The 26,418-nt window shown below is 71.0% G+C and carries 24 protein-coding genes and 2 pseudogenes; 10 read left to right on the top strand and 16 right to left on the bottom strand.

From position 1 onward, the window contains the following. Positions 1 to 51: 51 nt before the first annotated feature. The 3 genes from ACSURM_RS22195 to ACSURM_RS22185 all read left to right on the top strand — a co-directional run bounded on the left by ACSURM_RS22195 (position 52) and on the right by ACSURM_RS22185 (position 4,976). On the top strand, positions 52 to 1,239 hold the full coding sequence (locus ACSURM_RS22195; protein WP_436957355.1) for an LCP family protein: 1,188 nt from the start codon (positions 52 to 54) through the stop codon (positions 1,237 to 1,239). Positions 1,240 to 1,479: 240 nt separating this feature from the next. Beyond that, entirely contained in the window at positions 1,480 to 3,240 is a 1,761-nt protein-coding gene (locus tag ACSURM_RS22190) for an LCP family protein (protein ID WP_436957353.1), read from the top strand. Between the two features lie 80 nt (positions 3,241 to 3,320). Next, positions 3,321 to 4,976, top strand: coding sequence for an LCP family protein (locus tag ACSURM_RS22185; protein WP_436957352.1), 1,656 nt, complete (start codon positions 3,321 to 3,323; stop codon positions 4,974 to 4,976). A gap of 45 nt (positions 4,977 to 5,021) precedes the next feature. On the opposite strand, the gene ACSURM_RS22180 is transcribed toward ACSURM_RS22185, so the two are convergent. Further along, the gene (locus ACSURM_RS22180) at positions 5,022 to 6,044 is read right to left on the bottom strand and encodes a glycosyltransferase family 2 protein (protein ID WP_436957351.1); all 1,023 of its coding nucleotides are present in this window, start codon (positions 6,042 to 6,044) and stop codon (positions 5,022 to 5,024) included. Between the two features lie 128 nt (positions 6,045 to 6,172). Here ACSURM_RS22180 and ACSURM_RS22175 point away from each other — a divergent pair, with 128 nt between their 5' ends. Then, positions 6,173 to 7,663: an LCP family protein gene (locus tag ACSURM_RS22175; RefSeq protein ID WP_436957350.1), complete on the top strand. Its 1,491-nt coding sequence runs from the start codon at positions 6,173 to 6,175 to the stop codon at positions 7,661 to 7,663. A gap of 97 nt (positions 7,664 to 7,760) precedes the next feature. Here the strand turns inward: ACSURM_RS22175 and ACSURM_RS22170 are convergent, their stop codons facing one another. Next, complete coding sequence (locus ACSURM_RS22170) at positions 7,761 to 8,309, bottom strand: acyl-CoA thioesterase (RefSeq protein WP_436957348.1); 549 nt, start codon at positions 8,307 to 8,309, stop codon at positions 7,761 to 7,763. A gap of 119 nt (positions 8,310 to 8,428) precedes the next feature. On the opposite strand from ACSURM_RS22170, the gene ACSURM_RS22165 reads away from it, so the two are divergent. Then, a complete protein-coding gene (locus tag ACSURM_RS22165; RefSeq protein WP_436957346.1) occupies positions 8,429 to 9,751 on the top strand; it encodes an LCP family protein in 1,323 nt (440 codons plus the stop codon). Between the two features lie 116 nt (positions 9,752 to 9,867). On the opposite strand, the gene ACSURM_RS22160 is transcribed toward ACSURM_RS22165, so the two are convergent. Then, a complete protein-coding gene (locus ACSURM_RS22160; protein WP_436957345.1) occupies positions 9,868 to 10,233 on the bottom strand; it encodes a four-helix bundle copper-binding protein in 366 nt (121 codons plus the stop codon). 192 nt (positions 10,234 to 10,425) lie between these two features. Then, the gene (locus tag ACSURM_RS22155; RefSeq protein WP_436957343.1) at positions 10,426 to 11,583 is read right to left on the bottom strand and encodes an acyl-CoA dehydrogenase; all 1,158 of its coding nucleotides are present in this window, start codon (positions 11,581 to 11,583) and stop codon (positions 10,426 to 10,428) included. 188 nt (positions 11,584 to 11,771) lie between these two features. Here ACSURM_RS22155 and ACSURM_RS22150 point away from each other — a divergent pair, with 188 nt between their 5' ends. Beyond that, a complete protein-coding gene (locus ACSURM_RS22150; protein ID WP_436957341.1) occupies positions 11,772 to 13,115 on the top strand; it encodes a UDP-glucose dehydrogenase family protein in 1,344 nt (447 codons plus the stop codon). Here the strand turns inward: ACSURM_RS22150 and ACSURM_RS22145 are convergent. From ACSURM_RS22145 to ACSURM_RS22120, 6 genes and pseudogenes are all read right to left on the bottom strand, one after another. Then, positions 13,112 to 13,578: pseudogene (locus tag ACSURM_RS22145) on the bottom strand (hypothetical protein); the annotation flags it as partial. The gene ACSURM_RS22150 and the pseudogene ACSURM_RS22145 sit on opposite strands and share 4 nt — an antisense overlap. Continuing rightward, positions 13,574 to 13,642 (bottom strand): annotated as a pseudogene (locus tag ACSURM_RS22140) (DUF397 domain-containing protein); the annotation flags it as partial. The pseudogenes ACSURM_RS22140 and ACSURM_RS22145, both read right to left, overlap by 5 nt. A 390-nt stretch (positions 13,643 to 14,032) precedes the next feature. Beyond that, positions 14,033 to 14,863, bottom strand: a complete 831-nt coding sequence (locus tag ACSURM_RS22135; RefSeq protein ID WP_436957339.1) for a helix-turn-helix domain-containing protein — start codon at positions 14,861 to 14,863, stop codon at positions 14,033 to 14,035. Then, complete coding sequence (locus ACSURM_RS22130) at positions 14,860 to 15,384, bottom strand: DUF6879 family protein (protein ID WP_436957337.1); 525 nt, start codon at positions 15,382 to 15,384, stop codon at positions 14,860 to 14,862. The genes ACSURM_RS22135 and ACSURM_RS22130 overlap by 4 nt, the downstream gene beginning before the upstream one ends. Then, entirely contained in the window at positions 15,368 to 15,559 is a 192-nt protein-coding gene (locus ACSURM_RS22125) for a hypothetical protein (RefSeq protein WP_436957336.1), read from the bottom strand. Before ACSURM_RS22125 ends, ACSURM_RS22130 begins: the two co-directional genes overlap by 17 nt. Positions 15,560 to 15,985: 426 nt before the next feature. Next, complete coding sequence (locus ACSURM_RS22120) at positions 15,986 to 16,492, bottom strand: CGNR zinc finger domain-containing protein (RefSeq protein ID WP_436957335.1); 507 nt, start codon at positions 16,490 to 16,492, stop codon at positions 15,986 to 15,988. A gap of 84 nt (positions 16,493 to 16,576) precedes the next feature. On the opposite strand from ACSURM_RS22120, the gene ACSURM_RS22115 reads away from it, so the two are divergent. Continuing rightward, a complete protein-coding gene (locus ACSURM_RS22115) occupies positions 16,577 to 16,936 on the top strand; it encodes a VOC family protein (protein WP_436957333.1) in 360 nt (119 codons plus the stop codon). A 31-nt stretch (positions 16,937 to 16,967) separates the two neighbouring features. Then, positions 16,968 to 17,360, top strand: coding sequence for a VOC family protein (locus ACSURM_RS22110; RefSeq protein WP_436957332.1), 393 nt, complete (start codon positions 16,968 to 16,970; stop codon positions 17,358 to 17,360). A gap of 39 nt (positions 17,361 to 17,399) precedes the next feature. Here the strand turns inward: ACSURM_RS22110 and ACSURM_RS22105 are convergent, their stop codons facing one another. The 3 genes from ACSURM_RS22105 to ACSURM_RS22095 are packed head-to-tail and all read right to left on the bottom strand — an operon-like array spanning position 17,400 to position 20,256. Next, positions 17,400 to 18,593 (bottom strand): dipeptidase, encoded by a 1,194-nt coding sequence (locus ACSURM_RS22105; protein ID WP_436961162.1) that lies wholly within the window; start codon positions 18,591 to 18,593, stop codon positions 17,400 to 17,402. Between the two features lie 5 nt (positions 18,594 to 18,598). Then, complete coding sequence (gene purE, locus ACSURM_RS22100) at positions 18,599 to 19,120, bottom strand: 5-(carboxyamino)imidazole ribonucleotide mutase (RefSeq protein WP_078637677.1); 522 nt, start codon at positions 19,118 to 19,120, stop codon at positions 18,599 to 18,601. Next, positions 19,117 to 20,256, bottom strand: coding sequence for a 5-(carboxyamino)imidazole ribonucleotide synthase (locus tag ACSURM_RS22095; protein WP_436957330.1), 1,140 nt, complete (start codon positions 20,254 to 20,256; stop codon positions 19,117 to 19,119). Before ACSURM_RS22095 ends, purE begins: the two co-directional genes overlap by 4 nt. A gap of 193 nt (positions 20,257 to 20,449) precedes the next feature. Here ACSURM_RS22095 and ACSURM_RS22090 point away from each other — a divergent pair, with 193 nt between their 5' ends. Further along, positions 20,450 to 20,953, top strand: coding sequence for a GtrA family protein (locus ACSURM_RS22090; RefSeq protein WP_436957329.1), 504 nt, complete (start codon positions 20,450 to 20,452; stop codon positions 20,951 to 20,953). A gap of 97 nt (positions 20,954 to 21,050) precedes the next feature. On the opposite strand, the gene ACSURM_RS22085 is transcribed toward ACSURM_RS22090, so the two are convergent. Beyond that, the gene (locus tag ACSURM_RS22085; protein ID WP_436957328.1) at positions 21,051 to 22,322 is read right to left on the bottom strand and encodes an ATP-binding protein; all 1,272 of its coding nucleotides are present in this window, start codon (positions 22,320 to 22,322) and stop codon (positions 21,051 to 21,053) included. A gap of 37 nt (positions 22,323 to 22,359) precedes the next feature. Then, complete coding sequence (locus ACSURM_RS22080; protein WP_189991950.1) at positions 22,360 to 23,037, bottom strand: response regulator transcription factor; 678 nt, start codon at positions 23,035 to 23,037, stop codon at positions 22,360 to 22,362. Between the two features lie 490 nt (positions 23,038 to 23,527). Here ACSURM_RS22080 and ACSURM_RS22075 point away from each other — a divergent pair, with 490 nt between their 5' ends. Then, complete coding sequence (locus ACSURM_RS22075; protein WP_436957326.1) at positions 23,528 to 25,033, top strand: peptide MFS transporter; 1,506 nt, start codon at positions 23,528 to 23,530, stop codon at positions 25,031 to 25,033. Positions 25,034 to 25,101: 68 nt separating this feature from the next. Here ACSURM_RS22075 and ACSURM_RS22070 read toward each other — a convergent pair whose 3' ends face one another. Continuing rightward, the gene (locus ACSURM_RS22070; protein ID WP_436957324.1) at positions 25,102 to 26,418 is read right to left on the bottom strand and encodes a hypothetical protein; all 1,317 of its coding nucleotides are present in this window, start codon (positions 26,416 to 26,418) and stop codon (positions 25,102 to 25,104) included.

The raw sequence follows: 26,418 nt of genomic DNA, 5'->3' as shown, positions 1-26,418 counted from the left end.
CGTCGTAAGGGCAGCACGTGACGCTCGTACGCCATGAGGGGATGGCCCACCGTGACCGACACCGCAGGCAGGCCCCTCGGTAGCGGTCGCGAGCCGGGGGCCTCGGCCACCGGGGACGGACTGATACGCCGCCGGCGGCGGCGCCGGCTGCGGAACGCGGCGCTGGGGGCGGCCGCCCTCCTCCTCGCCGCCGTCGGCGTCGGCTGGGCCGGCTACGCCCGGCTCAGCGCCAACATCACCCCCGACGAGGCCGCCGCCGCCGAGCTGGCGCGCTATGAACGGGAGCGGCCCACCGCGCTGGTCCGGGACGCGCAGAACATCCTGCTGATCGGGTCCGACACCCGGGCCGGCGAGGCCAACAGCGCGTACGGCAAGGACGTCCGCGGCCAGCGGTCGGACACCACGATCCTGCTGCACCTGGCCGCCGACCGGACCAGCGCCACCGCCGTGTCGCTGCCCCGCGACCTGATGGTGGACGTCCCCTCCTGCCGGCAGGAGGACGGCACGCGCAGCGACCCGGTGTTCGCGATGTTCAACCACGCCTTCGAGGTGGGCGGTTCGGCGTGCACGATCCGGACCGTGGAGAAGCTCACCGGCATCCGCGTCGACCACCACATGGTGCTGGACTTCGCCGGGTTCAAGGAGATCGTGGACGCCGTCGACGGCGTCGAGGTGTGCCTGGACGAGCCGGTGGACGACAAGGCGGCCAAGCTCCGGCTGCCCGCCGGGCGGGTCACGCTGAACGGGGAGCAGGCGCTCGGCTACGTGCGCGCCCGCAAGTCGCTCGGCAACGGCAGCGACACCGAGCGGATCAAGCGCCAGCAACGGTTCCTCGGCGCGCTGGTCGACAAGGTGCGCGACGACGACATCCTGCTCAATCCGGTGAAGCTCTATCCGCTGCTGGACGCGGCGACCTCCGCGCTGACCACCGACCCGGAGCTGGCGAGTCTGCGCGGCCTGTACCGGCTGGCGCGCGGGCTGCGCGACATCCCCACGGAACAGGTCCGATTCCTGACCGTGCCGAGACGGTCGTATGTCTACGACGCCAATCGTGACCAGCTCGTGGAGCCCGAGGCCGAAAAACTGTTCGGGCGACTGCGGGCCGATCAACCGGTGACGGTGACACCGGAGAATTCACAGGAAGTTCCCCGGGATGTCACAGGCACGGGCGGCCCGGACGGCCCCTCGCCCGCCCCGACGTTTCGCGGGTACACCGCCGCCGAACACACCTGCGCGTGAGCCGCCTACCAAAAACGGCGTGCCTCCGTTTTGAAAATGAGGGGGATTGCCCGGTTGTAGGCACGGCGAATTTGTCATCGGCGTCGTCCGACGCTGAACTGGGCGGATAGTGTGAGCGATCCGGTGCACCTGGCCGCGAGGTCCGACGGGCTTTGTCGGGGCCGTGCACTGTTTCACCGAGACCCGAGCGCCTTGGAGGGGGAAGGCGCCGCGTGGCCCCGACGGAGGATTCGGACAACCGTGGACGCGCAAGGCCGTGGGCGGGCGGACAACATCGACCCCGCAGACCAGTGGGTGCTCAATCCGAACACCGGCGAATACGAACTGCGACTGAGCCCTTCCGCAGCGCAGCCGCCGGTTCCCGGACCGCGCAGACCGTCCGGGAAGGACGACGGCGGTGCGGCGGGCGGCCGTGCCCGGCGACAGGACGGCGAGAGCCGGCAGCCGTCCCGGGCGCGCGGCTCCGACGTGCCGCCGCCGCGCTCGGCCCGGCGCCGGGGCGCGGAGCCGGAGGCGCCGCAGGGCCGGCGCGCGACCCGGCGGCCGGCGAAGAAGCCGTCGCGGGCGAAGAAGGCGCTGCTGTGGACCGGCGGGTCCATGGCGTTCGTGCTGGTCGCCGTGGCGGCCGCCGGCTACCTGTACATCAAGCACCTGAACGACAACATCACGTCCGTGTCCGACGACGGCGCCAGCACCGGTGGCTTCCGCAAGGACGAGGCGATCAACATCCTGCTGATCGGCACCGACAAGCGGACCGGCAAGGGCAACGAGGGCTACGGCGACGCGGGCAGCGCCGGGCACGCGGACACCACGATCCTGCTGCACGTGTCGAAGGACCGCTCCAACGCCACCGCGCTGAGCATCCCGCGCGACCTGATCGTGGACATCCCGGACTGCCCGACCCAGCAGGAGGACGGCACCCAGAAGATCATCCCGGGCGCGACGGGCGTGCGCTTCAACACCAGCCTCGGGCAGGACGACCGTACGCCGAGCTGCACCATGCGCACGGTGACCGAGCTGACCGGGATCAAGCCGGACGACTTCATGGTGGCCGACTTCAACGCGGTCAAGACGCTGACCGAGGCGGTCGACGGTGTCGAGGTCTGCCTGGCCAAGGACATCGACGACCCGGACTCGCACCTGAAGCTGCCCAAGGGCACGCACACGATCTCCGGTGAGCAGGCGCTGGCGTTCGTGCGCACCCGGCACTCCGTGGGCCTCGGCGGCGACCTGAGCCGGATCGGGCTCCAGCAGCAGTTCCTGGGCGCGCTGATGCGCAAGCTGAAGGGCAACTCCACGCTGACCAGCCCGACGAAGATGGTGAAGCTGGCGGAGGCCGGCACCAAGGCGCTGACCGTGGACGACAAGCTGGACGACATCAACAGGCTGAAGGACCTGGGGCTGGAGCTGGGCAAGCTCAACCCGAAGAACCTGACCTTCACCACGTTGCCGGTCAAGGACAACCCGGCCGACGGCACCGTGCACAAGACGGTGATCGTCGATCAGGCGCTGGCCCCGCAGGTGTTCGAGGCCATCCAGAACGACGTCTCCTTCACCGAGGTGAAGAAGAAGCAGAAGGCGGCCAAGGACGCCCAGGCCGCCCGGCTGAAGGGCACCCAGGCGCCCGCCTCGGAGGTGCGGGTGCGCGTCCTGAACGGCGGGGCGCAGGCCGGCAGCGCGCAGGCGGTGCTCGGCTGGCTGCAGAACGGCCAGGGCGTGACCAAGTCGGAGAACGGCGGCAACGCCCCCGGGAAGCTGGCGAAGACCACGCTGGAGTACGCGCCCGACCAGGCGGCGCAGGCCCGCCGGCTGGCCGCGATCATGGGCCTGTCCGGGGCCGCGCTGAAGCCGGGCGAGAGCGTGACCAACGCGCAGGGGCTGCCGGCGATGACGCTGACCCTGGGCGCGGACTTCAAGGGAGCGGGGGTCTCCCTGACACCTCCGACGAAGGCGCCGAAGGTCGACAAGTCCACGGCGGACACGGTGAAGTGCGCCTCGTAGGTAACCCATGGGGCCCGTCGTGCGTCTAACCGGACGCGGGACGGGCCCGCTGCTTGGCGCGAGGGCGGGGAGGGCAGGGAGTGGCGCAGAGCGAGGTGCGCGGAAAGGCTCCGGCGGTCGAGGACGCGGTGGCGCGCACGCCTGCGGACGCGGGGGCACCGGCGGGTCCGGGCCGCGGTGGGGGCAGGCGGCGGCCGGGCGGTGCGCAGACCGACCGGCGGCGGCGCAGAAGGCGGGTGCTGCGCTGGTCGGCGACGGTGCTGGCGGTGGTGATACTCGGCACCGCGGGCGCCGGATATCTGTACTACCAGCACCTCAACGGCAATCTCCAGAAGGGGCGGCGCGCCAACGGCGACGACTCCAAGGCGCACCGGACCGCGCCGAACGCGGCCGGCCAGACCCCGCTGAACATCCTGCTGATCGGCTCCGACAGCCGGAACTCCGCGGAGAACGTGAAGCTCGGCGGCAGCCGGGACCACGCCGGTGACCCGCCGCTGGCGGACGTGCAGATGCTCATCCATCTCTCGGCGGACCGCGAGAGCGCCGCGATGATCAGCATCCCGCGTGACACCCGCGTGGACATCCCCGCGTGCACGGACCCCGACACCGGCAAGGAATATCCGCCGACGAACGACATCATCAACGTCACCCTGGCCCGTGGCGGGGCCGGCTGCACGCTGCTGACCTGGGAGAACCTCACCGGGGTCTATATCGACCACTGGATGACGATCGACTTCGCGGGCGTGGTGCGGATGGCCGACGCGATCGGCGGCGTCGACGTCTGCGTGAACCAGAACGTGTCGGACCACCCGACGCCCACCGTGTCCGGCGGGTCCGGGCTGAAGCTGACCAAGGGCACGCACAAGGTGAAGGGCGTGCAGGCCCTGCAGTGGCTGCGCACCCGGCACGCCTGGGGCGACGACCTGATGCGGGCCCGAGCCCAGCACATGTACCTGAACTCGATGATCCGCACGCTCAAGCAGCAGAACGTGTTCACCGACACCGGCCGGCTGATGGACCTGGCGGACGCGGCCACCAAGTCGCTGCGCGTGTCCGAGGAGATCACCTCGGTCAAGAAGCTCTACGACCTCGGCATGCAGATGAAGTCGGTGCCGACGGACCGCATCACCTCCGTGACCATGCCCAACCTGAAGGACCCGCAGAACGGGAACCACGTCATCCCCGACGAGAAGAACGCCGACAAGATGTGGCAGATGCTCCGGGACGACGTGCCGTTCGACAAGAACGGCGGGAAGCCGGACGCGAAGGGCGGCAAGAAGGACACGGCCGCGAACAAGCCGGACAAGAAGCCCTCGCTGGACCAGGCCGCGCTCGGGGTGCTGGTGCGCAACGCCACCCGGACCTCCGACGAGGCCGCGGTGCGGCAGCGGGCGTCGGCGATCGCCCAGGTACTCGCGGGCAAGGGCTACGCCCGTGCGCAGGCCGACGCCTCGGGCAGCCTGGCCGAGGACAAGACGCTGGTGCGGTACCCGAGCGCGGACCTGGAGGGTGACGCCCAGGCGGTGGCTGGGGCGCTGGGCATCCCGATGTCCCAGGTGCGGAAGTCGACCGACGTCTCGGGGGTCACGGTCGACGTCGGCGCGGACTGGCGCTCCGGCCCGTCCTACCCGAAGGAGTCCGAGCCGAAGGCCGGCGACCTGCCGGAGAACTCCGACGCCGTGAACGGCTCGGACACCTCCAAGTGCATGGACGTGTACGCCCCCTACCGCTGGTAGCGGACCGGGCTTCCGGGGCCCCGTGGGCGGGGCCCCGGCGGGGCCTCAGGCGTGGACCGCGGGCCGCCGGGAGGCGATGACCCTGCGCGCCAGCGACTTCGGGCTGGTCAGGAAGCCCCAGCCCCAGGACATGTGCATGGTGGCCAGGGCCACCGGTATGCGCAGCCGGGCCGGCAGCGGCAGCCCCTTGCCGGCCGGTACCGAGCCCGCGACGATCGCGGCCAGGTAGCCGCCGGGGACCACCAGGCCCCAGGGGGTCAGCGCGACGCCGACGACGAGGCCCGCCGCGATCGCGCACACCGCCACCGGCGGGGCGAGGTAGCGCAGGTTGATGGACCCGGAGTGGTAACGGGCGACGACGTGCCGCCAGCGGCCGTAGTCCTTGTACTGCTTGGCCAGCGCGCGCACCGACGGCCGCGGCCGGTACGACACCCGCAGCTCGGGCGAGAACCAGATCAGCCCGCCCGCCTCACGGATCCGGAAGTTCAGCTCCCAGTCCTGGGCGCGGATGAACTCCTCGTTGTAGCCGCCCTGCTGCTCCAGCGCCTCGCGCCGGAACACGCCGAGGTAGACGGTCTCGGCGGGGCCGGCCCGGCCGCCGGTGTGGAAGGCCGCGTTGCCGACGCCGATCTTCGACGTCATCGCGGCGGCCACCGCGTGCTCCCAGGCGTTCTCGCCCTCGGCGTGCATGATGCCGCCGACGTTCTGCGCGCCGGTCTCCTCCAGCAGCCGCACGGCGGTGGCGATGTAGTTCGGCGAGAGCATCCCGTGGCCGTCCACGCGGACCACGATCGGGTGCCGGGACGCCTTGATCGCCGCGTTCAGCGCGGCCGGGGTGCGGCCGGTCGGGTTGGGCACGGTGTGCACGCGGGGGTCCGCGCGGACCAGCTCGGCGGCGATCTCGTCCGTGCGGTCCGTGGACGGACCGAGGGCGATCACGACCTCCATCTCGCCGGCGTACTCCTGCGCGAGGATCGCTTCGACGGCTCCGCGCAGATGCCGCTCCTCGTTGAGAACGGGCATGATCACGGACACTGCGGGGAGCCGCACGTCGGGCTTGGCGTTCATAGGAGCCTCACGTTACCGCGAACGGGGGACACGGATGCGCGCCACCGTGGCCGCGGCGCGGGCTGGAGATCGTATCGGCCTACTGTGCTCCCGGATCCCGCGTACGGCCTCGTCCGGAGGTGTCCCCCTTGTCCAGCCCGCCCCGGTCCCCGGCGCGTCCGCAGCGCCGCCCGCAGCCGCCCCGCCGTGTGCCGCGCCCGCCCGAGCGGGCCATGAGGCCGGTCCGGCCGCCCCGGCGGCCCCGCTGGGCCATGCGGGCGGTCACCACCCTGTCGGTCGTGGTGCTCGCCTCCGCCGGGATCGGCCACGCGGTGGTCAGCAGCCTGGACGCGGGCATCGCCCGGATCGACGCCTTCAAGGACATGAAGAACCGGCCCCGGGGCGGGCACGGCATGAACGTGCTGCTGGTCGGCACGGACGCCCGGGACCGGGTCAGCGAGCGGGACCGGCGCGCCTTCCGGCTGGGCGGCCAGCCCTGCCACTGCACCGACACCATGATGATCGTGCACATCGCCGACGACCGGGAGCGGGCCACGGTGGTGAGCCTGCCGCGCGACTCCTACGCCGAGATGCCCGCACACACCGACCAGAACTCGGGGCGGCGGCACGGCCCGCACCCGGTCAGGCTCAACGCGGCCTACGCCGAGGGCGGCCCGCAGCTGACCATCCGCACGGTGGAGAACATGACCCATGTGAAGATCGACCACTATCTGGAGGTCGACTTCACCAGCTTCATGCGGACCGTGGACGTGCTCGGCGGGGTCGAGGTCTGCACGCCGACCCCGCTGAAGGACCGGTACACCGGGCTCGACCTCGCCGCCGGCCGGCACACCCTGAAGGGCGGGCAGGCACTTCAGTACGTGCGCGCCCGGCACGTCGACGGGGCCAGCGACCTGGGCCGGATGAAGCGGCAGCAGCGGTTCCTGGCCTCGCTGGTCGACAGGACGACCTCCTCCGGGGTGCTGCTGAACCCGATGCGGTTCCGGGACGTGACCCGGGCGGTGCTCGGCTCGGTCCGCGCCGACGCGGGCTTCGGCACCGACGAGCTGCTCGACCTCGGCCGGGCGATGCGGAACTTCTCGCCGTCCTCCTCGGAGTTCACCACCGTGCCCATCGGGCAGCTGGACTACCAGGTCAAGGGCATCGGCTCGACGCTGAAGTGGGACGCGGCGAAGGCGGCGAAGCTGTTCGCGGCGGTACGCGACGACAAGCCGCTGGCCCAGGACCCCGCGCGCCGCTCCCGGGTGCCCGCGCCGGTGCCGGTGGAGGTGGCGCCGGCGACGATCCGGGTGCAGGTGGCGAACGGCACGGGCACGGTGGGGCTGGGCAAGCGGGCCGACGCGGCGCTCGCGGCGACCGGTTTCGCCACCACCCGCCGGCCGGTGACGGCCCCCGCCCGCGTGCCGCACACGCTGGTCTTCTACGACCCCCGCTGGGACCGCTCCGCCCGTTCCCTGGCCGCGGCCCTGCCGGGCAGCGAGCTGCGGGCGGTGCCGGGGCAGGGGCCGCTGCTGAAGGTGACGGCCGGCGCCGACTTCAAGGACGTCCGCCGGGTGCGCTTCGACGACCCGGGCCGCCCGGAACAGAGCGTGCTGCGGGGCGACGAGGCGGTGTGCTGAGCGGCGGGCCGCGCGTGCCGTACGGCGGCGCGGCGGGGTGCCGGGTCTGCTCGGTGTTCTCGGTGTTCTTGCCGTGCTCGGTGTATCGCGGAGGCGCTCAGTCCTCGAAGCCCTCCGCCGCCCGCTGTTCCCGCAGCTCACGGATGGCGCGGCGGCGGGCCAGCCGGTGGGTGCGGCGGATCTGCGCCTCCTGGTAGCGGCGGCGGTCGCGGTCGCTCTCGGGTATGACCGGCGGCACCCGGCGCGGCTTGCCGTCGGCGTCCACCGCGGTGAAGACCAGGTAGGCGGAGCCGACCTGGGTGGGCGGGGCGGACTCGTTCCAGCGCTCGGCGAGGACCCGGACGCCGACCTCCATCGAGGTCCGGCCGGTCCAGTTCACCTGCGCCTTGACATGGACCAGGTCGCCGACGCGCACCGGCTCCAGGAACGCCATCTCGTCCATGGAGGCGGTGACGGCGGGCCCGCCGGAGTGCCGGCCGGCCACGGCGCCCGCCGCGTCGTCGACCAGCTTCATGATCACCCCGCCGTGCACCGTCCCCAGCAGGTTGGTGTCGCTGTGGGTCATGATGTGGCTGAGGGTGGTGCGGGAGGCGGAGGTGGGCTTGCCCGGGATCTCCGGTTCCACTTCCGTGGCCTGGTCTGTCATGCCCTCCACCTTATGCCGACGGCGCATTCGCGGAATTTGTGTCGGCTTCGCAACAGCACCGCCCTGTTTTTCCGACAGCCCTTGTCCGGCACGCCGCCGCGCCCGGCACACTGGTGCGCATGAATGACTGGCCCGAGGGATGGTCCGACGACAACCGCGGCCCGCGCTACGGACGCGGCAGCGCCGGCGCGCGGCCGGAGAACGCCCGCGTGATGCGTCAGGTGCGGCGCGGCCCGGCGGTACCGCCCGGACCGCGCTCGGGGCGCGACGGCTCCGGCCCGGCGGCGCCGCCGCAGGGTGCCGGGGTGCCGCAGCAGCCGTCGTACGTGGACGGCCGGGGCCATGAACCGGGCGCCGGCGGCGGGTACGACAGCGGCTACAACACCGGTCAGGTCTACGGCACCCCCGGCGGCCGCGGCCCGGGTGCTCCCGGGGGCGCGCCCGCCCGGGGTCCGCGTCCGGCGCCGAACTGGCGGCGGCGGATCAAGTGGACGGCGATCACGGTGGCCGGAGTGGTGGTCGTCACGTCGGTCGCCACCTACTTCTGGGCCGACTCCAAGCTGCGCCGCGAGGTGGACCTGTCCACGGTCATCGACCGGCCGGAGGGCGGCGACGGCACGAACTACCTGATCGTCGGCTCCGACAGCCGCGAGGGCATGTCCAAGGAGGACAAGAAGAAGCTGCACACCGGCGGCGCCGACGGCAAGCGCACCGACTCGATGATGATCCTGCACGTCGGCGGCAACGGCGACACGCTGATCTCGCTGCCGCGCGACTCGGACGTGGTGGTGCCGTCGTACCAGGGGTCCACGTCCGGGAAGGTGTTCCCGGCGCAGGGCAGGCACGCCAAGCTGAACGCCACCTACGCCGAGGACGGGCCGACGCTGCTGGTCCGCACGATCGAGGCCAACACCGGGCTGCGCATCGACCACTACGTGGAGATCGGCTTCCAGGGCTTCGCCAGCATCGTGGACGCGGTGGGCGGTGTCGAGATCACCATCGACAAGGGCTTCAAGGACAAGTGGTCGGGCGCCGACTTCGAGGCCGGCAAGCAGACGCTGAACGGCCAGGAGGCCCTCGCGTTCGTGCGCACCCGGCACGCGTTCGCCGCCTCGGACCTCCAGCGGACCAAGAACCAGCAGAAGTTCCTCGCCGCCCTGGCCCACCAGGTGGCGACGCCGTCGACGATCCTGAACCCGTTCACGTTCTACCCGACCATGGGCGCGGGCCTGGACTCCCTGATCGTCGACAAGGACATGTCGCTGTGGGACCTGGCGTCGATGTTCTGGGCGATGAAGGGCGTCAGCGGCGGTGACGGCACCTCGATGAACATGCCGATCTCCGGCTCCGCGGGCGGCAACCTGGTCTGGGACAAGGCCAAGGTGAAGACGCTAGTGGACCAGCTGAACAACGACGAGAAGGTCACCGTCACCGGGAACTAGGCGCCGGGGAGCGGGGGCCGGGGGCGCCGGGAGGCGAGGCGCGAGTGCGCCGGGCCGGGCGCCCCCGGCCGTGCCGTTCGCGGCTGCGGCTGCGGCTGCGGCTGCCGTTACGGGGACTACACGTGCCCGGCGCCCGCCATCGTCCGGCAGCTCTCGGCACAGCGGCGACACGCCTCGGCACAGCGCGTCAGCTGCTGGTCGTCCGGCATGGCGGTACACGCCTCGGCGCACGTGTCGCACGCCTTGGCACACAGCGCGCACATGTCGGTGTGCATGGGCGAGCGGCGCATCATCATGTCGGCGCACATCCGGGTGGTCTCGGAGCAGTCCATCAGCGCGCGCATGATCTGCATCTGCTGCTGGCCGCCCTTCTGCATGCAGGAGCTCATGGTCTCCTCGCAGATGCCGTGGCAGTCCATGCAGGCCGCGATGCAGTCCTGCATCTGCCGCGTGAGGGCGGGCATCGTCGGCGACTGGGTCATGGCTCCTCCTGGAAGGACGGGGGCCCGGGGCGGACCCCGTGCCCTTCCGTCCTACGCCCGACCCCGCCACCCCGCATGTCGGGCCCGCACCCCCTCGCCGCTCCACGGCCCGCGGCCCGCCGCGCCGGGCACCGGCACGCGGAAGGAAGACACCCGGACGTACGCCTTCCGGAAACCCGAACCGCCTGACGGCTACGGCAGGTTGCGCGCCATGACGATGCGCTGGACCTGGTTGGTGCCCTCGTAGATCTGCGTGATCTTGGCGTCGCGCATCATGCGCTCCACCGGGTAGTCGCGGGTGTAGCCGTAGCCGCCGAGGAGCTGGACGGCGTCGGTGGTGACCTCCATGGCGATGTCCGAGGCGAAGCACTTGGCGGCGGCGCCCAGGTAGGTGAGGTCGGCGTCGCCGCGCTCGGAGGCGGCGGCGGCCTGGTAGGTGAGGGCGCGGGCCGCCGAGATCTTCATCGACATGTCGGCGAGCATGAACTGGATGCCCTGGAAGTCGGCGATCGGCTTGCCGAACTGCTTGCGCTCCTGGACGTAGCCCTTGGCGTAGTCGAGGGCGCCCTGGGCGACGCCGAGGGCCTGGGCGGCGATGGTGATGCGGGTGTGGTCCAGGGTCTTCATGGCCGTCATGAAGCCGGTGCCCTCCTCGCCGATCATGCGGTCGGCGGGGATGCGGACATTGTCGAAGTAGACCTCGCGGGTCGGGGAGCCCTTGATGCCGAGCTTCTTCTCCGGGGCGCCGAAGGAGACGCCCGGGTCGGACTTCTCCACCACGAAGGCGGAGATGCCCTTCGAGCGCTTCGACGGGTCCGTCACGGCCATCACCGTGTAGTACTCGGAGACGCCCGCGTTGGTGATCCAGCGCTTGACGCCGTTGAGGACCCAGTGGTCGCCGTCGCGTACGGCCTTGGTCTTCATGCCGGCCGCGTCCGAGCCCGCGTCCGGCTCGGAGAGGCAGTACGAGAACATCGCGTCGCCCTTGGCCAGCGGGCCCAGGTACTTCTTCTTCAGGTCCTCGGAGCCGGACAGGATCACCGGCAGCGAGCCCAGCTTGTTCACGGCCGGGATGAGCGAGGAGGAGACACAGGCGCGGGCGACCTCCTCGATCACGATGACCGTGGCGAGCGCGTCGGCGCCGGAACCGCCGTACTCCTCGGGGACGTGCACGGCGTGCAGGTCGTTCGCCACCAGGGCGTCGAGGGCCTCCTGCGGGAAGCGGGCCTCCTCGTCCACCGCCGCGGCGTACGGCGCGATCTTCGCCTCGACCAGGGAGCGGACGACGTCCCGGAGCATGTCGTGCTCCTCGGACGGGCGGTACAGGTCGAAGTCAGCCGATCCGGCCACGGTCTCTCACGCTCCAAAGACGCAGTGATACTGACGCTAATTACCGTTAAGTAACTCAAATTTTAGAGGTCCGGCCTCCAGCCGCCTACGTGACCTACGCGACAGCGGGAAAAATGCCCGGCGAGCGGCCCGGATATGCTCGGGCCCGCATGACCGAGCACGACCGACGGACCCGAGCTGGAGCACCCATGAGCCTGAAGATCACCGTGATCGGCACCGGCTACCTCGGCGCCACGCACGCCGCGGCCATGGCCGAGCTGGGCTTCGAGGTGCTGGGCCTGGACGTCGTACCCGAGAAGATCGCCCTGCTGGAGCGCGGCGAGACCCCGATGTACGAGCCGGGGCTCCAGGAGCTGCTGCGCAGGCACGTCGCCGGGATCGAGGGCTCGACCGGGCGGCTGCGGTTCACCACGGACTGGGCCGAGGCCGGGGCCTTCGGCGATGTGCACTTCGTGTGCGTCAACACCCCGCAGAAGCACGGCGAGTACGCCTGCGACATGTCGTACGTGGACTCCGCGATCGCCTCGCTCGCGCCGCATCTGCGCGGCCCGGCCCTGGTCGTGGGCAAGTCGACCGTGCCGGTGGGCTCCGCCGAACGGCTGGCGGCCTACCTCGCCGAGCACGCCCCGGCGGGCGCGGACGCCGAGCTGGCCTGGAACCCGGAGTTCCTGCGCGAGGGCTTCGCCGTCCAGGACACCCTGCACCCGGACCGGATCGTGGTCGGCGTCCGCGGCGAGCGTGCCGAGAAGCTGCTGCGCGAGGTGTACGCGACGCCGCTGGCCGAGGGCACGCCGTTCGTCGTCACCGACTTCCCGACCGCGGAGCTGGTGAAGACGTCCGCGAACTCCTTCCTCGCCACCAAGATCTCCTTCATCAACGCGATGGCGGAAGTGTGCGAGGCGGCCGGCGGCGACGTGGCGAAGCTCGCGGAGGCCATCGGCCACGACGACCGGATCGGCCACAAGTTCCTGCGTGCCGGGATCGGCTTCGGCGGCGGCTGTCTGCCCAAGGACATCCGGGCGTTCATGGCCCGCGCGGGCGAGCTGGGCGCCGACCAGGCGCTGACCTTCCTGCGCGAGATCGACTCCATCAACATGCGCCGGCGCGGCCAGATGGTGGAGATGGCCCGGGAGGCGCTCGGCGGCGGCTCCTTCCTCGGCAAGCGGGTCGCGGTGCTCGGCGCCACCTTCAAGCCGGACTCGGACGACGTGCGCGACTCGCCCGCGCTGAACGTGGCCGGGCAGATCCACCTCCAGGGCGGCCAGGTGACGGTGTACGACCCGAAGGGCATGGCCAACGCCCGCAGGGTCTTCCCGACCCTGGGCTACGCCGACACCGCGGAGGAGGCCGTCCGGGGCGCCCATGTCGTCCTGCACCTGACCGAGTGGCGGGAGTTCCGCGAGCTGGACCCCGCCGCGCTGGGCGAGGTGGCGGCGGCCCGGGTGCTGCTCGACGGCCGCAACGCCCTCGACCCGGAACTGTGGCGTCGGGCCGGCTGGACGTACCGGGCGATGGGGCGGCCGACGGCCTAGCGCTCCCGTCGCACCGGGCAGGCCAGTCGGGGCTGTGAGCGGTTGGGGAGCACGTCACCACGGTCAGGGACAGATACGAGGGGCGCTCCAGGTAGAAGCCGTACGACACGTCGGCCCCCGAGCGCAGCCGGCTGGCGGCGGCGTTCACCAGCCGGGCCAGGCGGGTGAGGTCCCGGTCGGTCTCGGAGGCGAACCGGGGCGCGTACTCGGCCAGCCGTTCCCCGATCCACGCCGCCGCCTCCTTGGCCTCGTCCCGCGTGCCATGAAGCAGGGAACGGGGCTTGACGAGCCAGTACGCCGTTTCGACCGGCGGCAGATCGGACGCCGGGAACTCGGCCACCACCTCCCGGTAGCGCTTGAGCAGTTGCTCCGCCTTCACGTCCTCGTCGGACACGGGAGCCGGCGGAGGCTCGGGGTACGGGGGACGCCGTAGGGCCTCGTCGTCGAAGCGGAGTACTGCCCCCGCACGCCTTTACGAACGAGGCCCCGCTGATGTCGAGTGCGTACAGATCGGTTCCGTTCTGCATCACTGAACCTTCCTGCTCAGCTAATCGCGGCCATGGCTGACCGCCGCCGCCCATGCCGGGCGGGAGTCGAAAGGGGGAGAGCCGCGCTCAGCGGTCGGAACGTTGCCGGACTCGGCGGACCGCGCGCACTTGCACGGCGGCCACACTGAAGGCGTCAGTAGCTTGGTGGCGGCGGAGCCTCACGTTGCCGTCTGAAACCCCGCTGTGGTCCCCCCGCGGATCGTGCGTTCTCGCGAGCGACCGACAGTGCGAGGCAGGCACGGCAACAAGGCTTAGGGGACGGCTCACTTGCCCCCTCCACCAGGCTGATTGCCGAAGCGGTCGTCTCTGGATCGGAAGGTCTCTCTTCACTCCCCATGACGCCATCTTCGGCTGGTCGGGAGCGTTCCTCTAGGCTGTTTCCTGTTCCCGCAAAAAGTCGTTTCGGATGTCTTCGAGCAAGCTCCGCATTCTGGCGCCTGACAGAGCTACTGCTGCGAACCCGTCGAACTTGCCTACGTACAGTCCAACATCCCTGGGGTCCGTAACGACGACTTCAGCGTGCACGGTCTCTATCGTCACCATGTGGTCATCGCGAATGACGAACGCGTGATTTGCAATGTCGTGCTGCTGAATCGCCAGTGGTACCACCCGAATATCCACGTGAGACAGGCGAGACATGGAGGCGATGCGGTCGAGTTGCGCCGCCATCATCTGCGGGCGGACGATTCTCCACCTCAGTACGGGTTCCGTGATGACGAACTGAAGTGATTTCGTGCTGTCGTAGAGAACCGCTTGCCGTTCAAGTCTTCCGTTGACCGTGCGCGTGACGGCGTCTTCACTCAGGTTGTGCCGTCTCAGAACGGCGCGGATGTACTCGGGGGTTTGAAGCAGGCCGGGGACCAGGGCCGGTTGAAAGAGCCGCAGCGTCGACATCTGGGCTTCCAGGGCCTTGGCGGCTTGCTGCCCTTTGTGGACGCCGATGCGCTTCAGCAGCCGCCACGCTGTCGCTTCCGTCGCCGATGCTCGGGCGGCCTCCGTGTACTCGGCCTTGACCTCATCTGAGACTCCGATGGCGGTCAGGATGCGTTCAACGTCCGTGGTGCTCGGTGCGAGCCTGGCGTTCTCGATCTTGGACAGCTTGGACGGAGACATGAGGGCGCTGCGGGCCACTGCCTTGGCTTCCTTTCCGGATGCCATTCGCAGCGCCCGCAGCGCGGCCCCAATCTGTGCTCTGTTCACGCCCCGTACTCGGCCCACCATTCGGTAAATGGTTCTGCGTGCGCAAGTGCCGTATCACGGTACCTGGCGAACTCCGCTGCCCGGCCTGGCTCCAGTACCTGCGAACCCAGGTACTTTCCTGCCCTGTCGTAGTTCATCACGGCCACGGACTCCGAGTCGAAGCACCAGAAGTCCGGAACGCCGGGCAGGGGATGCGGTTTGTCGGTGATGTCGAGGATGAAGAATTCTTCGCCCCCGGTCATGTTCTTCCGGTAGCCCCACCCGAGTTCGAAGCAGAGATAGTCCGTGAGGGGGCGCGACAGAATGTGCACCCGATAGACGCGCTTCCCGTTATCGGTGTGCGAGCGGAGTTCTTCCACCCAACCGGCGTTGTAGTCATCCGGCTGGGGCTCTCCGGCCAGGTAGGCGTGATACGCGTCGACGTTCCCGGACTTGCTGTAGTCGTCCAGGGTCTCCAGACGGAAAGCCTCACGCTCGAACGAGTCGAAGAGGTCGCCGAGGGTCTTAGATGAGGTGGTCACGGATGGCCTTCTGGAGCAGTTCCATCGGAATCTCGACCAGGCTTTCGTGAGCGGGAATCCGAAGCCCGTGGTCGGTCGGCGTCTCGCCCTGCACCAGGAAGGTGCCGCGGTCCGTCGCGTAGATCGTCGGACAGTCCTTGATGCCGCACGTGCTGACCAGCTTGGTGACCTTCATGGTCCGGGTTCCCCTCCCATGCCGCTGCCAGTGCCTCGCATCCGGGACGATGCTCCCGAGGGCCGGGCGTGCGGGTCAAGCGATCAGGGTTGACGGAACGGGAAACCGCGCAACCTCCCGCGTGCCTGCTGGAAGGGGCATGCGTGCGGGTCATGGCCGTATGGCCTGTAAAGCACGCAGATCTACGAGGGCACCAACCAGGTCCAGCGCATCGTCATGGCGCGCAACCTGCCCTAGCGGCACGGCGTGTGACACACGCGCGAACACGGCGGCTCCCGGCTGATCGCAGGGGGCCGTTCGTCATGTCGAGCCGCAGGCGGTGGCTGTCATGCGGAGTGTTCCGAAGTGGCGCACGCCCCCGGTTCGGCCGAGGCTCAGTCGGCCGAACCGGGGGCTGTGCGCATTGTGCACCATCGGTGGCGGGGGTCAGGGGCCCTTCGCTCGGTAGCGGCGCATCTTGGCGCGGGCGCCGCAGAGCTGCATCGAGCACCAGCGTCCGCGCCCCGCGGGGCTGCGGTCGTAGTACGCCCAGTGGCAGGTCTCGGACTCGCATGCCTTGAGCCTGGTCCAGGTGCCCGCGACGAGCGCCTCGGCGACGGCGGTGGCGACGCGGGAGAGCAGCGGGCCCTCCGTGGCGGGGGCCAGCCGGGCGGAGCCGTCGTGGTCGTCCACGGCGACGTACAGCGGGGCCCGGGCGAGCAGGGTGCCGAGCGGGGTCACGGCGCGGTGCGGCGGGTGGCCGGCGTGGGCGAGCAGCGCGGCCCGCAGCGACTCGCGCAGTTCGCGGGCCTCGGCGGCGCCGTCCTCGGTGATCCCCAGCCGGGCGAGGCCCTCCGGCGTGTCCAGCGTGTCGGTGCCCGCCTCGATGTCGAGCGTGTTCACCAGCGACTGGACCAGCGCCAGGCCACCCGGAGCGGCGGATCTCTCGCTCATGCTTGCGACGTTACCGCTTCTGCGGGAGCATGTAGTAACCGTTACCGGTTACCCGCCTCTACAGGTAACGCCGAGGAGGTAGTCATGGCTCTCGCCAAGCTCGACGCCGTGGTCCTGGACTGTCCCGACCCCCGTGCCCTGGCCGGCTTCTACGCCGATGTGCTGGGCGGCGCGGTGGAGGGGGACGACGAGTGGGAGACCCTGCGGGTGCCCGGCGGCCCGGCGCTCGCCTTCCAGCGGGCGCCCGGGTACGTGCCGCCCCGGTGGCCCGCGGCGGACCGCTCCCAGCAGTTCCACCTGGACCTGACCGTGCCGGACCTGGACGCGGCCGAGAAGGAGGCGCTGGAGCTGGGCGCCAGGCCGCTGGACACCGCCGACCGGTCCCGCGGTTTCCGTGTCTACGCCGACCCGGCGGGGCACCCGTTCTGTCTCTGCGCCGGCTGAGATGTCCCGAACACCAGAAACCGGAGGACCCATGGCACCCGTGGCCCGTTTCCGTACCGTCGTGCTCGACTGTCCCGACCCGCACGGCCTGGCCGCCTTCTACGCGGCGGTGGCCGGGGGCACCCCGGAGCCCGAGGACGACGACTGGGTCGTCCTCCAGGTGCCGGACGGGCCCCGGCTGGCCTTCCAGCGGGCCGAGGGCCACACCCCGCCGGAGTGGCCGCGCGCCGACCGCAACGGCCAGCAGTTCCACCTGGACTTCGACGCGGGCCCGACCTGGGCGGACGTCGACGCCGCCCACGAGCGGGTGCTCGCGCTCGGCGCCCGTCCGCTGGACCTGGAGGACCGCGAGAAGAAGGACTTCCAGGTGTACGCCGACCCGGCCGGGCACCCGTTCTGCCTGTGCCGGATCGAGCACCCGTAAGGACCCCGGCGGGGAGTGGGGCACCCAGGGGTGCCCCGGTCAGCTCCCGTCGGGCGTGCCGTCCAGTTCGCCGATGGTGGCGAGGGAGGGGCCGCGGGCGGCCTGGAGATCGCGGGCCACGTCCTCCGCCGCGCCGAGCACCCGTACCGCGTTGCGCCAGGTCAGCTTGGCCAGGTCGGTGCGGGACCAGCCGCGGTCCAGCAGTTCGGCCAGGAGGTTCGGGTAGCCGGAGACGTCGTCCAGGCCGTCCGGGGTGAACGCGGTGCCGTCGTAGTCGCCGCCGATGCCCAGGTGGTCGATGCCGGCCACCTCGCGCATGTGGTCCAGGTGGTCGGCCACCACGGACACCGTGGCGACCGGGCGCGGGTGGCGCTCCTCGAAGGCGCGGTGCAGCCGCATCGCCTCGGGACTGGTGTCCAGGTGGTGCAGCCCGTGCGCGCGCAGGTTGTCGTCGGCGGCGGCCGTCCAGTCGACGGCGGCCTGGAGCACGAACTTGGGCACGAACGTCACCATCGCCACGCCGCCGTTGGCGGGCAGCCGCTCCAGGACGTCGTCGGGGATGTTGCGCGGGTGGTCGCAGACCGCGCGGGCGGAGGAGTGCGAGAAGATCACCGGCGCGGCGGAGGCGTCCAGCGCGTCCCGCATGGTGGTGGCGGCCACGTGGGAGAGGTCGACCAGCATGCCGAGCCGGTTCATCTCCCGGACCACCTCGCGGCCGAAGGCGGTCAGACCGCCGGCCCTGGGCTCGTCGGTCGCGGAGTCCGCCCAGTCCACGTTGGAGTTGTGGGTGAGCGTCATGTAACGCACGCCGAGCGCGTGCAGGGCGCGCAGGGTGCCCAGGGAGTTGGCGATGGAGTGGCCGCCCTCGGCGCCCATGAGGGAGGCGATACGGCCCTCGGCGCGGGCCGTCTCCAGATCGGCGGCGGTCCGCGCGGGCGCCAGGTCCGCCGGGTAGCGCTGAAGCATCCGGCGGACGCAGTCGATCTGCTCCAGGGTGGCCGCGACCGGGTCCGGCTGCTCGGCCGGCACGTACACCGACCAGTACTGGGCGCCGACGCCGCCCGCGCGCAGCCGGGGCAGGTCGGTGTGCAGCCGGTCGCTGCGGTCCCCGGCGATGTCCAGGGCGTCGAGGTCGTAGCGGACCTGCTCGCGCAGCGCCCACGGCAGGTCGTTGTGGCCGTCCACGACCGGGAACTCGCGCAGCAGTTCCCGGGCCTCCTCCAGCGCGCCCATGCCGGTCACTTCCCGAAGCCGAAACCGCTCGCGCCCTCGACCTTGGCGCGCAGCCGCTTGCCCTTCTCGGTGGCCTGGTCGTTCAGGTCCTGCTGGAAGTCGCGCATCCGGTGCAGCAGCTCCTCGTCGTGCGCGGCGAGCATCCGGGCCGCGAGCAGGCCGGCGTTGCGGGCGCCGGCGACGGAGACCGTGGCGACCGGGACACCGGCCGGCATCTGCACGATGGACAGCAGCGAGTCCATGCCGTCCAGGTACTTCAGCGGCACGGGCACGCCGATGACCGGCAGCGGGGTGACGGAGGCGAGCATGCCGGGCAGGTGGGCGGCGCCGCCCGCGCCCGCGATGATCGCCTTCAGCCCGCGGTCGGCGGCCTGCTCGCCGTAGGTGATCATCTCGCGGGGCATGCGGTGCGCGGAGACGACGTCGACCTCGTAGGCGATCTCGAACTCGTCCAGGGCCTTGGCGGCGCCCTCCATGACGGGCCAGTCCGAGTCCGACCCCATGACGATGCCTACAACTGGGCTCATTCGGTGATCGTGCCTCTCAGGTAGCCGGCTGCGTGACGGGCGCGCTCCAGCACGTCGTCCAGGTCGTCGCCGTAGGTGTTGACGTGTCCGACCTTGCGGCCGGGCTTCACGTCCTTGCCGTACATGTGGATCTTGAGCTTGGGGTCCCGGGCCATGCAGTGCAAGTACGCGGAGTACATGTCCGGGAAGTCGCCGCCCAGGACGTTGACCATGACCGTCCACTTGGCGCGCGGACGCGGGTCGCCCAGCGGCAGGTCCAGGACCGCGCGCACGTGGTTGGCGAACTGCGAGGTGATCGCGCCGTCCATGGACCAGTGGCCGGAGTTGTGCGGGCGCATCGCCAGCTCGTTGACCAGGACGCGGCCGTCGCGGGTCTGGAACAGCTCGACGGCGAGGTGCCCGACGACGTCCAGTTCCTTGGCGATGGACAGGGCCAGCCGCTCGGCGTGCAGGGCGAGGTCCTCGGGCAGGTCCGGGGCGGGCGCGATCACGGTGTCGCAGACGCCGTCCACCTGCCGGGACTCCACCACCGGGTAGGCGACGGCCTGGCCGTGCGGGGAGCGTACGACGTTGGCGGCCAGCTCGCGGACGTAGTCGACCTTCTCCTCGGCGAGGACGGGGACGCCGGCGCGGAACGGCTCGGCCGCCTCCTCGGCGTTCTCCACGACCCACACGCCCTTGCCGTCGTAGCCGCCGCGGACCGTCTTGAGGACGACGGGGAAGCCCTCGCCCTCGGCCGCGAACCGCACCACGTCCTCCGGGTCGGCCACGATCCGGTGCCGGGGGCACGGGACGCCGATCGCGTCGAGCTTCGCGCGCATCACGCCCTTGTCCTGGGCGTGCACCAGCGCGTCGGGCCCCGGGCGCACGGGAATGCCGTCCGCCTCAAGGGCCCGTAGGTGCTCGGTGGGGACGTGTTCGTGATCGAAGGTGATCACGTCGCATCCGCGCGCGAACTCGCGCAGCGTGTCCAGGTCGCGGTAGTCGCCGATGACGACATCGCTCACGACCTGCGCCGCGGAATCCTGAGGGGTGTCACTGAGAAGCTTGAACCTGATGCCCAACGGGATGCCCGCCTCGTGCGTCATACGCGCGAGCTGCCCCCCGCCGACCATGCCGACTACCGGGAACGTCACACCCTTAGGGTATCGGCCGTACGGGGGCGGCCGGATCGCCTCCCCCGCAGAACTCTTACCCGACGCTTCCCCGCCTCTTTCCGGCCTGTTTTCCAGCCCGTTTCCCGGCTGTGGGCCGGTCCATGGGCACGCCGGGGCCCGCGCGGCTAGCATGGCGGGGTTGTCGAACCCTACCGACGGGAGCTGCCCAGCCATGGAACCTCGTTCCGCGAGGCTGCAACGGCTCGTACGCGAGATGGCCAAATTCGGCGCCGTCGGCGGGGCCGGGGTCCTCGTGAACCTCGCTGTGTTCAACCTGGTCCGGAGCGTGTCGGACCTGCCGGTGGTACGGGCGAGCATCATCGCGACCGTCGTGGCCATCGTCTTCAACTACGTCGGCTTCCGGTACTGGACCTACCGCGACCGCGACAAGGGCGGGCGCACCCGGGAACTGGTGCTGTTCCTGCTGTTCAGCGCGGCCGGCCTGGTGATCGAGAACGGCGTGCTGTACCTGGCGACGTACGGCTTCGGGTGGGACACCCCGCTGCAGAGCAACGTCTTCAAGTTCGTCGGCATCGGTGTGGCGACGCTGTTCCGGTTCTGGTCCTACCGCACCTGGGTGTTCCGGACGCTGCCGGCCGGGGAGGCCGTGGCGGGTGCGGAATCGATTCTGAAGCAGGAGCCGAGGCGGCCCGCGCCTCGGCAGCGGGTTCCGTAACCGGCCGGTTCCGTAGCGGGCCGGTTCCATAAGCGGTGCCGGTTCCGTAAGCGGTCCCGGCTCCGGGCCGGTGTCCGGGCGGTCGCCGCACTCCCCCTCAGCGGACCGTCGACCGGTGCTCCTCCGCCTTGGGCGGCGGGGGCGTGCGGGAGAGGAACAGGCCGAAGACCGGGGGCTGCGCCTGGAGCAGCTCCAGCCGGCCGCCGTCGGCCTCCGCGAGGTCCCGCGCGACGGCGAGGCCGATGCCCGTGGAGTTCCGCCCGCTGATCGTCCGCTCGAAGATCCGCGCACCGAGGTCGGCCGGCACCCCCGGCCCCTCGTCCGTCACCTCGATCACGGCCTGGTTGCCGGTGACCCGGGTGCGCAGGGCCACCGTGCCGCCGCCGTGCATCAGCGAGTTCTCGATCAGCGCGGCCAGCACCTGGGCGACCGCGCCCGGCGTGCCCACCGCCGTCAGGTGCCGCTTGCCGGAGCTGACGATGGCCCGGCCGACGCTGCGGTAGGCGGGCCGCCACTCGGCGAGCTGCTGCTGGATGACCTCGTCCAGGTCGAAGGCGACCGCGGAGCCGGTGCGCGGGTCGCGCGAGTTGGTCAGCAGCCGCTCCACCACGTCGGTCAGCCGCTCCACCTGCGTCAGCGCGATGGTGGCCTCCTCCTTCACCGTCTCCAGGTCGCCGGTGAGGGTGATCTCCTCCAGCCGCATGGACAGGGCGGTGAGCGGGGTGCGGAGCTGGTGCGAGGCGTCGGCCGCGAGGCGCCGCTCGGCGGTCAGCATGCGCGCGATCCGCTCGGCGGAGGAGTCCAGCACATCCGCGACCCGGTCCAGCTCGGGCACGCCGTACCGCCGGTGCCGGGGGCGCGGGTCGCCGGAGCCGAGGCGTTCGGCGGTCTCGGCGAGGTCGGTCAGCGGGGAGGCGAGCCGGCCCGCCTGCCGGAGCGCGAGCAGCACGGCCGCGACCACCGCGAGCAGCGCGACCAGGCCGATGATCAGCAGCGTCCGGCCGACCTCGCGGGTCACCGCGGAGCGGGGCTCCTGCACGGTGACCGTCTCACCCTCCTCGCCCCGCTGCGTGAACTCGATGGTGTCGCCCTCGGGCTTCTCGCCGATCTCTATGGGCTTCTTGCCGGGCATGCGGATGACCGCGTACTGGTCCTTGCTGACCGGATTGCGCAGCACGTCCGCGTTGACGTTCTCCGCGGCCAGCAGCCGGCTGTCCACGATGCTGGCCAGCCGTACGGCCTCCGACTCGACCCGCTCCTGGGCGCTGTCGCTGATGGTCCGGGTCTCGACGGCGACGAGCGAGACGCCGAAGACGGCGATCACCACCAGCACGACGGCGAGGGTGGACTGGATGAGACGTCGACGCATGGTCCGTTACCTGAGGTGATCGCCGGCCCGGCCCGGCTCAGCTCTTCTCGAAGCGGAAGCCCACGCCGCGCACCGTCGCGATGTACCGGGGGTTCGCCGCGTCGTCGCCGAGCTTCTTGCGCAGCCAGGAGATGTGCATGTCGAGGGTCTTGGTGGACGACCACCAGGTGGTGTCCCAGACCTCGCGCATCAGCTGGTCCCGGGTGACCACGCGGCCGGCGTCCCGCACCAGCACCCGCAGCAGGTCGAACTCCTTGGCGGTCAGCTGGAGCTCCTCGTCGCCCATCCACGCGCGGTGCGACTCGACATCGATGCGCACCCCGTGCGTGGCCGGCGGCTGCTGCGGCTCGGCGGACCCGCGCCGCAGCAGCGCCCGCACCCGGGCGAGCAGTTCGGCGAGCCGGAAGGGCTTGGTGACGTAGTCGTCGGCGCCCGCGTCGAGGCCGACGACGGTGTCCACCTCGTCGGCCCGCGCGGTCAGGATGAGGATCGGCACGGTGTGGCCGTCGGCCCGCAGCCGGCGGGCGACCTCCAGGCCGTCCATGCCGGGCAGCCCCAGGTCCAGCACGACCAGGTCGACGCCGCCCTGCAGTCCGGCGTCGAGCGCGGCGGGTCCGTCCTCGCGCACCTCGACCTCGTAACCTTCCCGGCGCAGGGCGCGGGCCAGCGGCTCCGAGATGGACGCGTCGTCCTCGGCGAGCAGTACACGGGTCATGAGGTGATGGTAGTCCGCCCGTATACGGTGCCGGGGCGTGATCGCTTTCCCGGTCTCTTACCTTTGCCACCGGCTGGTACGAACCATTGACCTGGGGATGCGATCGTAGAGGAGACCTTGGAAACAGGTCGCGCGGTTCCCGCGACACCTGTGATCCGCGTCTCAAGTCCTTCCATATCCGGCAGTGTCCTGCCGTATGGTGACCTGAACGCCTGTAGTACGCACCGGGGACCTTTGGCGAGCAGTCGACGCTGAAGGTCTCTTTTGTGTACGGGCTGATCGATCAGCCTTGAAAGGAATGACCTCTGGCCGGGCTCCGGGCGCAGCGACGCGTGTGGGGCGTGGATCCCGGTGGTCGCCGTCCGCCGTCTCCGTGATCAGGGGCGGGCTCCCCCTGGGCGTGGGGGTGGACGACCGATCTGCCGGTGCCGGCCGCACCCCCACCGGGCGCGCACGCTCAATCGCGCGTCCCGACCAGCAAGGAACGACCATGGCGTCCAGCCTGACGAAGGACTCGGTCCGACCGGGCACCCCCGGTTCCGAGAAGACCTTCTTCGGCCACCCCCGCGGACTGGCCACTCTCTTCATGACCGAGATGTGGGAGCGTTTCTCCTACTACGGCATGAGGGCCCTGCTCCCGCTGTACCTGGTGGCCCCGGGTGGCCTGCACCTCAACGGTGGCACGGCTAGCGCGATCTACGCGGTGTACCTGTCGCTCGTGTACCTGCTCGCCCTGCCCGGCGGCTGGTTCGCCGACCGCCTGCTCGGCCCGCGCAAGACGGTCGCCGTCGCGGGCGCGGTCATCATGCTGGGCCACCTGTGCCTGGCGGTCCCCTTCGCCGCGAGCTTCTACGTCGGCCTGGTGTTCGTCGCCATCGGTTCGGGTCTGCTGAAGGCCAACATCTCCACGATGGTCGGCCACCTGTACAACGGCCCGGAGGACCCGCGCCGGGACGGTGGCTTCACGCTGTTCTACATCGGCATCAACCTCGGTGCCTTCGTCGCCCCGCTGGTCATCGGCACCATCGGCGAGAACGTCAACTGGCACCTGGGCTTCGCGCTGGCCGCGCTCGGCATGGCGCTGGGCCTGGTCCAGTACCTGCTGGGCGGCCGTCACCTGAACCCGAAGAGCAGCGAGGTCCCGACCCCGCTGACCGCCGAGGAGAAGGCCGCCACGCTGCGCAAGGGCCTGATCTGGCTGGCCGTCGCCGCGGTGTTCTACGGCGTCGTCGGCGGCACCGGTCACTTCACCCTGAACTGGGCGCTGATCCCGCTCACCGTCATCGGCCTGATCGTGCCGATCCTGGTCATCGCCCGGATCATGCGGGACAAGGACCTGGACGCGGGCGAGCGCTCGAAGGTGTCGGCGTACATCTGGTTCTTCGTGGCCGCCGCCGTCTTCTGGATGATCTACGACCAGGGCGGCTCGACCCTGTCGCTGTTCGCCAAGGACGGCGCCGAGAACTCGGTCCTCGGCTGGGACTTCCCGGTCTCCTGGTACCAGTCGGTCAACCCGGTCCTGATCATGGCGCTGGCGCCGGTCTTCGCCTGGCTGTGGCTGTGGCTGAACCGGCGCGGCAAGGAGCCGAGCACGATCGTGAAGTTCTCTTCCGGTCTGGTGCTGGTCGGTGTGTCCTTCTTCGTCTTCCTCGCCCCGCTGTCGATCGCCGAGGGCGGTCACAAGGCCGCGGCGCTGTGGCTGGTCGCGATCTACTTCGTGCAGACCGTCGGTGAGCTGACGCTGTCCCCGGTGGGTCTGTCGGTGACCACGAAGATGGCGCCGCAGAAGTACGCCTCGCAGATGATGGGTGTCTGGTTCCTCGCGGTGACCGCGGGCGACTCCGTCACCGCCCTGCTGTCCAACCCGGCCGTCGGCGGCGTCAACCTCGACAAGAAGGGCTTCGTCGCCCTGGAGGCCGTGCTCGCCGTGATCGCGGGTGTGGCGGTGTGGATGTACCGCAACAAGGTCAAGAAGCTGATGGGCAACATCAACTAGTCCGTCCGGTCCGTCGGGACCGAGCCCGGAGGGCCGTCGCACCCAGGTGGGGTGCGGCGGCCCTTCGGCTATCGGGTCCTCCGCCGTGGCATCAGCGTGAACACCGCGCCGCCCAGCAGGATCGCCGTGCCCGCCACCAGGCCCAGGGCCCGCAGCGCGCCGTGGTCGCTGGCGCCGGTCTCGGCGAGGCCGCCGTCACCGCTGCCGCCGCCGCCGCTGCCGCCGCCCGTCGCGGCCGAGCCCGAGCCACCGCCCGACGCCGACGTGCCGCCCGCCGCGCCGCCCGGCTGCTCCGTCGTGTCCAGGGTGAGCGAGACGGCCGTCCGCACCGGCGTGCACGTCGTGGTCGTACCGAGCGCCTTGACCGTCAGCACGCCCGGGGAGAGCGTCGACGTGCCGCTGGCGCCCGGCTTGTAGGTGCCGGTGAGGTCGGGGATCTCGATGGGGGCGCCGGCCTTGATGGGCCCCGCGTTCGCCGGTCCCTCCACGTGCACGGTGCCCTTGTCGGCGCCGCCCAGCACCACCTCCATGGACGGCTTCACCGAGCCCTTCGGGATCTCGGCGGGACTGTCCATCACCGACGCGCCGAACTTCACGGTGAGGGCGTAGCTCCCGCCGTCCTTCCGCGCGTCGATCCGCACCGGCGAGGTCGCGCTCTTGTCGCCGATCGGCGTCTTGCAGGCGTACGGGACCCGCACCTCCTTGCCCGGGAAGCCGGACTGCCCGGTGCCGCCGGTGACGGTGGGGGTGGCCGTGGCGGTGGGCGCGGGGGGCGCCGTGTCCGACGGCGTCGTGCTGGGCGTGGGGGTGGCCGTGGCGGTGGACGTCGGGGTGGACGTGCCGCCGCCCGCCGTCACCCGGATCGTCGCCGCCTTCGGCACGGTCTCCATGGGCGCGCACTCGGTGTCCGTGGACATCGCGTTGACGGTGTACGCGTCCGGGGTCAGCGTCACCTCGCCTGCGGCGGTCAGCTTCAGCGTGCCCTTCATGGCGGAGAGCACCATGGCGCCGCCCTTGGGGATCGCGGGGTTCTCCCGGGGCCCCCGCATCGCGATGCCGGCGGTCTGCGCGCCCGCCGCCTTCAGCACCCCCGACGGCTGGACCGAGTTCGCGGGCAGGTCGATGATGTCCGGGTTCCGGGAGGCGGCCCGGACGAACGTCCACCCGACAGTCACGGTGTCGCCCACCTCGGCCGTGGCCGGCGCGGTGATCCGGACCTCGGTGGTGCCGTCGACGGGGTCGATGCCCGCGGGCGGCACGCAGCGGGTGGCGTACGCCACGTCGGCCGCCCGCGCGGGCGTCACCGCCGGGCCCAGCAGGATGCCCGCCGCACCGAGCACCAGCAGGGCTGCCGTGCTCCCGGCCGCTGTGCCTGTCCTTCGCAT

The sequence above is a fragment of the Streptomyces sp. SudanB182_2057 genome, assembly GCF_964272715.1.
Taxonomy (GTDB): domain Bacteria; phylum Actinomycetota; class Actinomycetes; order Streptomycetales; family Streptomycetaceae; genus Streptomyces; species Streptomyces rubradiris.
This window is presented reverse-complemented; position numbering and strand designations above follow the sequence as displayed.

Bases quoted from the DNA above. Each gene is read 5' to 3' on its own strand.
- ACSURM_RS22070 (WP_436957324.1), bottom strand. From the start codon at position 26,418: ATGCGAAGGACAGGCACAGCGGCCGGGAGCACGGCAGCCCTGCTGGTG.
- ACSURM_RS22075 (WP_436957326.1), top strand. From the start codon at position 23,528: ATGGCGTCCAGCCTGACGAAGGACTCGGTCCGACCGGGCACCCCCGGT.
- ACSURM_RS22080 (WP_189991950.1), bottom strand. From the start codon at position 23,037: ATGACCCGTGTACTGCTCGCCGAGGACGACGCGTCCATCTCGGAGCCG.
- purE (WP_078637677.1), bottom strand. From the start codon at position 19,120: ATGAGCCCAGTTGTAGGCATCGTCATGGGGTCGGACTCGGACTGGCCC.
- ACSURM_RS22150 (WP_436957341.1), top strand. From the start codon at position 11,772: ATGAGCCTGAAGATCACCGTGATCGGCACCGGCTACCTCGGCGCCACG.
- ACSURM_RS22120 (WP_436957335.1), bottom strand. From the start codon at position 16,492: ATGAGCGAGAGATCCGCCGCTCCGGGTGGCCTGGCGCTGGTCCAGTCG.
- ACSURM_RS22160 (WP_436957345.1), bottom strand. From the start codon at position 10,233: ATGACCCAGTCGCCGACGATGCCCGCCCTCACGCGGCAGATGCAGGAC.
- ACSURM_RS22165 (WP_436957346.1), top strand. From the start codon at position 8,429: ATGAATGACTGGCCCGAGGGATGGTCCGACGACAACCGCGGCCCGCGC.
- ACSURM_RS22090 (WP_436957329.1), top strand. From the start codon at position 20,450: ATGGAACCTCGTTCCGCGAGGCTGCAACGGCTCGTACGCGAGATGGCC.
- ACSURM_RS22105 (WP_436961162.1), bottom strand. From the start codon at position 18,593: ATGGGCGCGCTGGAGGAGGCCCGGGAACTGCTGCGCGAGTTCCCGGTC.
- ACSURM_RS22125 (WP_436957336.1), bottom strand. From the start codon at position 15,559: ATGAAGGTCACCAAGCTGGTCAGCACGTGCGGCATCAAGGACTGTCCG.
- ACSURM_RS22085 (WP_436957328.1), bottom strand. From the start codon at position 22,322: ATGCGTCGACGTCTCATCCAGTCCACCCTCGCCGTCGTGCTGGTGGTG.
- ACSURM_RS22115 (WP_436957333.1), top strand. From the start codon at position 16,577: ATGGCTCTCGCCAAGCTCGACGCCGTGGTCCTGGACTGTCCCGACCCC.
- ACSURM_RS22110 (WP_436957332.1), top strand. From the start codon at position 16,968: ATGGCACCCGTGGCCCGTTTCCGTACCGTCGTGCTCGACTGTCCCGAC.
- ACSURM_RS22170 (WP_436957348.1), bottom strand. From the start codon at position 8,309: ATGACAGACCAGGCCACGGAAGTGGAACCGGAGATCCCGGGCAAGCCC.
- ACSURM_RS22180 (WP_436957351.1), bottom strand. From the start codon at position 6,044: ATGAACGCCAAGCCCGACGTGCGGCTCCCCGCAGTGTCCGTGATCATG.